9 protein-coding genes are annotated in these 8,305 nt (G+C 55.5%); 8 read left to right on the forward strand and 1 reads right to left on the reverse strand.

What is annotated here, in order from left to right; translation table 11 throughout:
• The first annotated feature begins 39 nt into the window (after nucleotides 1-39).
• The 6 genes from PGL01S_RS19980 (at nucleotide 40) to PGL01S_RS20005 (ending at nucleotide 4,869) form a co-directional block, all read left to right on the forward strand.
• Nucleotides 40-867, forward strand: coding sequence for a GDSL-type esterase/lipase family protein (locus tag PGL01S_RS19980; protein ID WP_127496340.1), 828 nt, complete (start codon nucleotides 40-42; stop codon nucleotides 865-867).
• 12 nt (nucleotides 868-879) lie between these two features.
• Nucleotides 880-1,869 (forward strand): ABC transporter ATP-binding protein, encoded by a 990-nt coding sequence (locus PGL01S_RS19985; RefSeq protein WP_127496341.1) that lies wholly within the window; start codon nucleotides 880-882, stop codon nucleotides 1,867-1,869.
• A complete protein-coding gene (locus PGL01S_RS19990; protein ID WP_127496350.1) occupies nucleotides 1,862-2,848 on the forward strand; it encodes a DUF2705 family protein in 987 nt (328 codons plus the stop codon). Before PGL01S_RS19985 ends, PGL01S_RS19990 begins: the two co-directional genes overlap by 8 nt.
• Nucleotides 2,849-2,909: 61 nt before the next feature.
• Nucleotides 2,910-3,365, forward strand: coding sequence for a hypothetical protein (locus PGL01S_RS19995; RefSeq protein ID WP_127496342.1), 456 nt, complete (start codon nucleotides 2,910-2,912; stop codon nucleotides 3,363-3,365).
• Nucleotides 3,366-3,525: 160 nt separating this feature from the next.
• The gene (locus tag PGL01S_RS20000; protein WP_127496343.1) at nucleotides 3,526-4,353 is read left to right on the forward strand and encodes a PPK2 family polyphosphate kinase; all 828 of its coding nucleotides are present in this window, start codon (nucleotides 3,526-3,528) and stop codon (nucleotides 4,351-4,353) included.
• Between the two features lie 318 nt (nucleotides 4,354-4,671).
• Nucleotides 4,672-4,869, forward strand: a complete 198-nt coding sequence (locus PGL01S_RS20005; RefSeq protein ID WP_127496344.1) for a hypothetical protein — start codon at nucleotides 4,672-4,674, stop codon at nucleotides 4,867-4,869.
• 82 nt (nucleotides 4,870-4,951) lie between these two features.
• On the opposite strand, the gene PGL01S_RS30915 is transcribed toward PGL01S_RS20005, so the two are convergent.
• Complete coding sequence (locus PGL01S_RS30915; protein WP_164775527.1) at nucleotides 4,952-5,107, reverse strand: hypothetical protein; 156 nt, start codon at nucleotides 5,105-5,107, stop codon at nucleotides 4,952-4,954.
• Nucleotides 5,108-5,347: 240 nt separating this feature from the next.
• Between PGL01S_RS30915 and PGL01S_RS20010 the strand changes: the two genes are divergently transcribed.
• Together PGL01S_RS20010 and PGL01S_RS20015 are read left to right on the forward strand one after the other, a co-directional pair.
• The gene (locus PGL01S_RS20010; RefSeq protein WP_127496345.1) at nucleotides 5,348-7,000 is read left to right on the forward strand and encodes an SWIM zinc finger family protein; all 1,653 of its coding nucleotides are present in this window, start codon (nucleotides 5,348-5,350) and stop codon (nucleotides 6,998-7,000) included.
• The coding region (locus tag PGL01S_RS20015) for an SNF2 helicase-associated domain-containing protein (RefSeq protein ID WP_174806581.1) at nucleotides 6,997-8,305 on the forward strand (1,309 nt) is incomplete at its 3' end. The genes PGL01S_RS20010 and PGL01S_RS20015, both read left to right, overlap by 4 nt.

Consider the following 8,305-nt stretch of genomic DNA (forward strand, 5'->3'; position numbering starts at 1 on the left):
AGTGTTCTATGTGCAAACAAGCGAGGGGAGACTACCGAGATGAGACCGTTATCCTCCGGAAACTTATGGAAAATTATCGGCATTTCCGCGATTTTGTCGACCCTGCTGTTAGTCGCGGGGTTTGGATTCGCCGTCAAGGACATGCTTTATCCGAAGGGTGAGTCGTTCGAGGGAAGAGCAAACGAACCGGCGCTGCCGGCAGGAGGAAAGCTGAGCGAAGGCAAGGGCATTGCCATTACGGCCATCGGTGACTCGTTGACGAAAGGAACCGGCGACGCGTCTGGCGAAGGCTACGTCAAGCAGCTCGTCGAGCTGATGAAGCAGAAATACCCGGACACGTCCGTCCGTCTCAACAACAATTTGGCCGTCAATGGACTGAAGACCAATCGGCTCGCACAACTGCTTGAAACCGATAAGGGCTACAGCTTTGCGCTTAAGCAAGCGAATATTATCGTCTTCACGATCGGCGGGAACGATCTGTTCAAGATCGCCTCGGGCACGAGTAGGGGGAAGACGGTGGGCGAATTAAACCTGGATAAGCTGAAGGCCGAGCTGCCACAGGGCTTAAACCGGCTGGCGCGGATCGTGAAACGGCTCCATGCGATCAATCCCAATGCGCAGGTCGTCTACGTCGGCTTGTACAACCCGTTTTACGATATACCGGAATATCGGAGCGGCTCGCTCCAAATCCAGCAGTGGAACGACCGGGCTTACGCGCTGCTTCACCAATACCCCAATATGACGATGGTCCCGACGTTTGATCTGTTCGAGAATGCAATTGGCCGGTACCTGTCGTCGGATCATTTTCATCCCAATCACGACGGGTACGCGCAAATCGCAGTCCGCATCTCACAGTCTATGGAATAGGAGGTAACGCGCATGCAACTAGCAAAACAGGAGGCCGGGCAGTCCGCTCCTCAAGACGCCGTGCTGCTTGTTCGCAACGTCAAGAAGCAAATCGGCGGCAAGCCGATTATCAAGGACGTCACGTTCGAAGTCCGCGCCGGGGAAATCTTCGGGTTTCTCGGGCCGAACGGCGCCGGGAAAACGACGATGATCCGCATGCTCGTCGATTTGATCAAGCCGTCTTCCGGCGAGATACGGATCTGCGGCGAAGACATCAGCCGCCATCCCGAAGCCGCGCTGCGCCAAGTCGGCTGCATTGTCGAAAATCCCGAAGCCTATTCCTACCTGACCGGCTGGGAAAATCTCGAGCATTTCGCGCGCATGCAGCGCGGCATTGATAACGAACGCATTCGCGAGGTCGCTGCCATCGTAGGCCTCGACGATCGAATTCATGATAAAGTAAAAACCTACTCGCTGGGCATGCGCCAACGGCTTGGCATCGCGCAGGCGCTGCTCGGCCGGCCGAAGCTGCTCATCCTCGACGAGCCGACTAACGGGCTTGATCCGAAAGGCATCAAGGAGCTGCGTGAATTCGTCCGCATGCTGGCCAATCAAGGCTTCAGCCTGTTTATATCGAGCCATCTGCTGAGCGAGATTCAGCTGATGTGCGACCGCGTGGCAATCATCAGCCACGGCAAGGTGCTTGCCGTTGGAACGGTAGAGGAGTTAATCCACGACGCTGACAATTACGTCGTCTGGCAATTCGAACAGCCGGAGGAAGGGCGGCGCCTGCTCGCGGGCGAGGGCGGCGTCGAGCTCGTGCAAGAGCACGAGCACCGGATTGACGAAAGCTTGCTCGCGGGGATGAAGGAAGCACTCATCACGGCGATGAGCCCGGACCGGATCTCGTCTCTGGTCGAGAAGGCGGTAAGAGCCGGCATCGGCATCGTGTCGGTACACAGCATCGCGCCAACGCTGGAGCAATTATTTTTACGGATGACGGAAGGTGAAAGCATTGGATAGACTGCTCCCGCTCATTCAAAACGAGACGCTCAAGATCTGGAAGAAAAAGCGGTTTTTCGTCATCGTGCTCGTACTGCTGATTCTCATTCCGATCTTTACTTACGCCCAGTTTCGCATCAACGAAACGAATAAGAAGAATTTCAAAGATTGGCGCAATCAACTCGTGCAGCAAATCAGCGAATACCAAAACATACTTTCCAGCGACAGGATACCGGAAGAATGGAAGCGCTCGCGGCGGATCGCCGTGCAGCAGCTTCAGTATTACCTGGATCACGACGTCAATCCGAATTCGCCGGACGGCGTCACGTTCACTCGAAGCTTTCTGTCGAACGCGGTTACGCTTTTCTTCCCGCTGCTCGTGCTTGCCCTCGCTTCCGACCTCGTATCGGGCGAAAGTACGGCAGGAACAATCAAGATGCTGCTGACACGGCCCGTGCGCAGATGGAAGATCCTGCTTAGCAAACTCCTGGCGCTCAGCCTCTACGTATCCTTAATCATTGTGGTCAGCGCCGTCCTTTGTTATCTTATTTCTGGCGCGGTCTTCGGCTACACAGGATGGGATATGCCTGTATTTACGGGATTCGTCATCAAAGGTTCTTCGGTCGAGAGCAGCTTCGTGCACGCGATTCCGCAATGGCTCTATCTGCTGATGGAAGCCGGGCTGATCTGGGTGTCGGCCATGTCGGTGGCCTTGCTCTCGCTGATGGTGTCCGTGCTCGTGCGCAGCACGGCCGCGAGCATCGTGACGATGATGGCGGCCGTTATTTCCGGAACTCTCTTATCGAATATGACTTCTTCCTGGCACAGCGCGAAGTTTATTTTCTCCGTCAATCTTCGGCTGACCGATTATTTGGAGGGCTCGCCGCCGCCGATCACGGGCATGACGCTTGGCTTCTCGCTTATCATTTTAGCCTGCTGGGGAATTGCTTCCCTGGCCGTTTCGTTCTTCGTCTTTACGAAACAGGATATCTTGAATTAAAATAGCTGGAAGTTCGTCATTCATCGGATTGCGGAATAGATTAAGATAAGGAGGTGTTCTTATGGATTTGCTGAAAGGCATCGGAAAGCTGGCGGGCGATTTCACGGGCAGAGTTCTTGGTGGTACCGTGCGCGTTGCCGGGGAACTTGTTCATAGCGATTACGTGAAAGAAATCGGCAATGACGTGGAAAGAGTGACGGCGAAAACAGGCGAGCTGGCCGGTCAAGCGGCGAGCGGCGTATGGGATGTTGGCGCTGGCCTGATAACGTCGGATAAGCAGCAGGCGAAGAGCGGACTCCAAGATCTTGGAGATGCGGTTGCGACTACTGTCAGAGGAGCTGGCCAAGGGATCGAATACGTCGTCGAAAGCGGAAAAGAAGTTGTGACAGGCATTAAGGAAAATGATAAGCAGCTGATAAAAGAGGGCGCCAAGAAACTGGGTAAAGCGGCAGCAGTCTCCGTAATCGCTGTCGGTGTAATCGACATCGTTGACGGTCCGGATGGAATGGACACATAAGAGACAGTCTAATAACCATAAAAGCATCAAAACGACAGCTGATGGCTGCCGTTTTTTTATTATTAGCGTTATGGGGAAAGTTTGTCGAATTGAAGGGTTTTGATACGGCCGTCTCGAATAGTTGACGAGACTTAAAGAAATGCCTGAGGAGGGGTTTCCCATGTTGAAAAACTATCGGCTGACTAAAGCAGACAAGCGTGGTCTGAGCCGTTTCGATCCGAACGATACGGGCGGCTTTGCAAGTAAAGAAGACATTCAAGATGAGTTTGAACATATGGAGCGGAAGCTCCGCAATCTGCAGGACAAGTTGTTTGCCTCCAAGACCAATGGCGTGCTCGTTTTGTTCCAGGGAATGGATTGCAGCGGGAAGGACGGCGTCATCAAGAAAGTACTTTCCAACCTGAATCCTCAAGGTTTTCGAGCGGAAAGCTTTAAGAAGCCGACTACGGAAGAGTCTGCTCATGACTTCTTATGGAGAACGCATAAGGTTGTCCCTGCCAAAGGCTATATTACCGCATTTAACCGTTCTTATTACGAGGATGTGCTCATAACCCGGGTGCATGGCATGATACAGGATGAGGAAGCAGCAACCCGGATGAAGCATATCCGGCATTTCGAGAAGCTTCTAACAAACAATGGCGTGCTGCTGATCAAAATTTTCTTGCATATTTCCCCTGAATTTCAACTGGAGAAAATCCGCGAACGACTGAGCAACCCGGAGAAGCTATGGAAATTCGATGCAAGCGATCTGAGCGAGCGGCATTACTGGGATTCCTACATTGACGCATACGAAGATGCCTTCCGGCACACGGCAACCAATCACGCTCCGTGGCATATTGTTCCGGCCAATGAAAGATGGTTCCGCGACTACTTGGTGCTCCGGATTATTTTAAACGCCATGGAGAAGTTGGACCTTTCTTATCCCGAACCGGATATTGATACGCAGAAGCTTCTGGAGCAGCTTCAATCAGGCGAACCTAAGGAATAAAAATAATAGCGTTCAGCCGCCGCCGCAATCCATCCTTTAGCCATTACCGGCAGCAAGAACGCCGTTATGAGGGTTATTGGTGATTCAAACTTCGTAATAGAGGGTATATCTTGAAAAAGAAGCAGCCTTCAACGCAGCACTAACTATTCATTTTGCATTTTGAGAAGAAGAGAACCAATCTGAACTGTCAGAATCGTTTCATTCTTTTGATGCCAGCCTGCATCCAGGTCTTGTTGAACACTTGCTCCTTTTTGGTAGTCCATGGAGCAAGTGTTTTTTTGTTTGGGATATTCCATTAAATAAACGGGGGGATTTTCGATGAACAAACAATCGTTGGATTTCATTAAGCAAACGCTTGAAGGGTTAAAGCAAAGGACGGCTTCTGTACTGGAGGAGGGATTGATTGAGCATGTTATTCTGATGCTGGATAGGAAATACCCTTCGTACCTGTTAGAGGAAGGCTCCATAAATGAACACTCTGCTCGAACACTGACTAGTCATGGCGGTAAACGATAAATTTTCGATTTTTGAAGAATACCATAACAAGCATAAAAGACCTCCGAAAAGGAGGTCTTTTATGCTTGTTGTATATTTACGATTAGTAGTACCCTTTACCTGTGCCTACGCCGCCAACTTGTGGGCCGTAACCGCCGCCCCAGCCGCCAACAAAGCCACATCCGCAGACGATAATCACCAGCAAGATGAACAGTACAAGAATTCCACCAACATGATTGCCATGGCCAAATCCTGACATGATTCACAACACCTCCTTACGTCTGGAGTATACATTACAATATGTGCGGGGAGAGATGATGCTTGGGTATTTGCCTCAGAGGCATTCATCCAATTCCATTTGCCTATATAGGCATAGACCAGGGGTGCAGACATTTGAAGTAATGTCGGAGTTGTTAGAGCCCCGCGGGCGGAATAGCTGATATAATAGAAAACGAAGTTTTTTAAAATACATGACGGCGTAACCGGGAGTCAACGGATTATGGATATGGACTACATGCTGGATGACAGCGCTTGGAGGCAGCTGCTGGATGGCGTTGCCGCGCGCTTCGACGAATTAACGATTATACGGGGATTTCAATATTATAAACAAGGACGGGTCGAGGAGCTGGCGCTCCGCGATGACGGCGTGCACGTGGATGCGCGCGTCAAGGATAACCGGATGTATGACGTTGCCGTGGATCTGGACGACCTTGCGGCAAGCGAATGCGCTTGCTCCGCGAACGGTGCTTGCACCCATATGGCCGCAACGCTGATGCGCTACGCGGAGTTGTGCGGCCGGCCGATCCAGGCGCTCGCCAACGCGCGCAGCGCCTTGAAAAACTTAGCGGCTAGCGGCAAGCAGGACGGCGGAAGCGGCGGACCTCGAGCAGGTTCCGAAAAGACTTCACCTCAGCCTGTCAGGCCGACCTTGACGGAAAAGGAGCTGACCGAGCTCCCCGTTAATAAGTGGCACGAACGGTTCCAGGAACGCCGCGGAGCGGTGCACTTGCACGTACGTACAGCACAAGAAGCCAGCGAGCTGCTCGCTGACCTGCAGGCCATGCGGCCGATGCTGCCCTTGGCGCTGGAGCAGTTGTTCACGCTTCATGCTCTGCTGTTCGTGCTGGAACGGATGGTCAAGCCGGCTCAGACGGACTCGCGTCCATCGGGCCTATTTATCGGCTACCATACGAAGCTCGCGCTGGAGGGACTGTGCAGCCAGGCGCGAGCCCTGCTCGGGGACAAGCTCGCGCTTGCTGACGACAGCTCCGCATACTGGGACCGGTTGATGGAGACGGCGGATTTTCTCCGGGAGCGAATGCTGACCGAGGATAAGACGCTCGGCTGCTTCGCGCCGCTTTACGCTTCACTATGGCTGCACTGGCTGGGCCCGGGCTCTGCCGGAAGCGCGGCGCTCTATGAGAAGGAGCTATTGCAGCTTCGATCAGCGGAAGCGGAGCTGGGTTCGACCTTGTCTCGGCTGCCTTGGACAATTGCGCAGTGTCTGCTTCTGCTTTACCTGGCGCGCGACGCGGAGGCACTTGCAATGCTCGCCAGGGAAGGAATCAAGCTGATGCTGAAGCCCGAGCATCTCGCGCTGCTGCTCGGCTTCCTCGAGCGCTCGGAGCAATGGGCCCGGCTGCGCGACTGGCTTGCGGAGACCGGAACACTGCTCGTCGGCTCCCGTAGTGAGGACCTGGCGTCTTATGGCGACTATTGGGCAAATGTCGTAGCGCGGCTACCGGAAGCGGAGCCGTTGATGTGGCGAACGCTTCAGGAGATGATGCCGTTCTCGCGAACCATTTACGAGGACGCACTGGCGGCGCATGGGAGGTGGGAACGGTGGATCGACCTTCAGATGTGCATGGGCGAGGAGCCGCTGTCGTTCCGCGTGACCGCACTGAAACCGATCGAGAAGGAAGCGCCGGAGCTGCTGCTGCCCTTCTACCATCAGGCGGTAGAACGATACGTGCTGCAGAAGAACCGCGACGGCTACAAAGCGGCGGCGAAGCTGCTGAAGCGGCTAGCCAAGCTGTACTCGCGGTTGAAGAAGGACGAGAGGTGGGAACAGTTCATCTCTGCGTTCGCAAGCCGGAATAGCCGGCTTCGGGCGCTGCAGGAAGAACTACGCAAAGGAGGTCTGCTATCATGAACGCGTATGCCGATACGTTAACGATTCAAGTGAGTCTGACCGAACAGGGCGACGCGCTGATCTACGGCGCGGACTCATCCGGCTACGCGCCGGGTTTACTCGTCAAGCAGAGGCTGTTTGCGTGGCACGAGCCTTCTTTCTATGGCACGGAGCTCGAGATCGAGAAGCTGCGGGACGAGCTGGAGCTCGTCGTGCTGCCGGCGGAAATGGTCATACCGTTTTTCGCTAATTCCGAATTACTGCCGAAGCATGTGGCCTGGCGGCTCGAAGGAGATGCCGCGCTGCTTGCCTCGCTCGCGCCGGCGCTGGAGCAAGGCGTCGCGGAGCGGAAATTCATCCCGAGCTTCGAGGCTTACAAGGCCGGAAAGCTGCGGTGGACATGGGACGCATTGGAGCTCGATGCAAAGTCGCGCCGGGCGATGCGAACCCTCGAGGCCGGCGGCCAGTATGGCGGACCGGACGATGAAGGAGATAGGGACTTGCCCGACGGCCGGGATGATGAATACCAAGGCACGGAACGCGCAGACGCCGCCTTTTTAACCGGCCTTGGCGCCGCGTTCTCCGCGTCGGTATTTCATCGCCATTACGGCACGGAGGAAGCCGCCGGCGACCTGCGCCGCGACTTCCCGCTGCTGTTCTCCCGAGACCGCGATGCGGCGGTCGCGGGCCTCGACGAGCGAGGCTGGCTTGTCGCTACAGGCTGGAAGGCAGACACGCTGCCGTTCCGGCCGCTCCTGCAGCTGCTGGAGCCGGAGGAAGCTGAAGCCGCCAGCTGGCGCCTCGCGCTTCTGCTGCAGGACAAGCTCGAACCGGCAAAGCTCGTGCCGGTTCGGCTGACGACTAACGGGGAAGCCGTAGGGACGTGGCCTTTCGGGTGGACGCCTCACGTGCACGAGCGCTCCGCGACTTGGCTCTCGCATCTGCGTGCGAGCCTGCCGGCGGACCGACTGGCCGGCAGCCCCTCTGATGTAATGAGCGCACCGCTGTCAGGCGACGACGCTTGGCGATTCCTAACAGCGGATAGCCAGCGACTTCTGGCCGCAGGCTGGCAGGTGCTGCTGCCAGCCTGGTGGGAGGAGGCGAGCCGCAAGAAGCCGCGTCTGCGCGCGAAGGTGCGCCCAGGCGAAGGACAAGCCGAGCGCGCTGGCGGCAGCCGGTCCTTCTTCGGTCTCGACGCGCTAATCGAATTCGATTGGCGCGTGTCCATTGGCGATACGGACCTCAGCGAAGCGGAGTTTCGGGAGCTGGTCGCCCGCGGCGAGCGGCTCGTGCAGTTTCGCGGCCAATGGGTTCCGCTTGATCCGG

This window comes from Paenibacillus glycanilyticus NBRC 16618, from assembly GCF_004000805.1.
In the GTDB taxonomy this organism is placed as follows: Bacteria; Bacillota; Bacilli; order Paenibacillales; family Paenibacillaceae; genus Pristimantibacillus; species Pristimantibacillus glycanilyticus.

Bases quoted from the DNA above. Each gene is read 5' to 3' on its own strand.
- PGL01S_RS19980 (WP_127496340.1), top strand. From the start codon at position 40: ATGAGACCGTTATCCTCCGGAAACTTATGGAAAATTATCGGCATTTCC.
- PGL01S_RS19985 (WP_127496341.1), top strand. From the start codon at position 880: ATGCAACTAGCAAAACAGGAGGCCGGGCAGTCCGCTCCTCAAGACGCC.
- PGL01S_RS19995 (WP_127496342.1), top strand. From the start codon at position 2,910: ATGGATTTGCTGAAAGGCATCGGAAAGCTGGCGGGCGATTTCACGGGC.
- PGL01S_RS20000 (WP_127496343.1), top strand. From the start codon at position 3,526: ATGTTGAAAAACTATCGGCTGACTAAAGCAGACAAGCGTGGTCTGAGC.
- PGL01S_RS20005 (WP_127496344.1), top strand. From the start codon at position 4,672: ATGAACAAACAATCGTTGGATTTCATTAAGCAAACGCTTGAAGGGTTA.
- PGL01S_RS30915 (WP_164775527.1), bottom strand. From the start codon at position 5,107: ATGTCAGGATTTGGCCATGGCAATCATGTTGGTGGAATTCTTGTACTG.
- PGL01S_RS20010 (WP_127496345.1), top strand. From the start codon at position 5,348: ATGGATATGGACTACATGCTGGATGACAGCGCTTGGAGGCAGCTGCTG.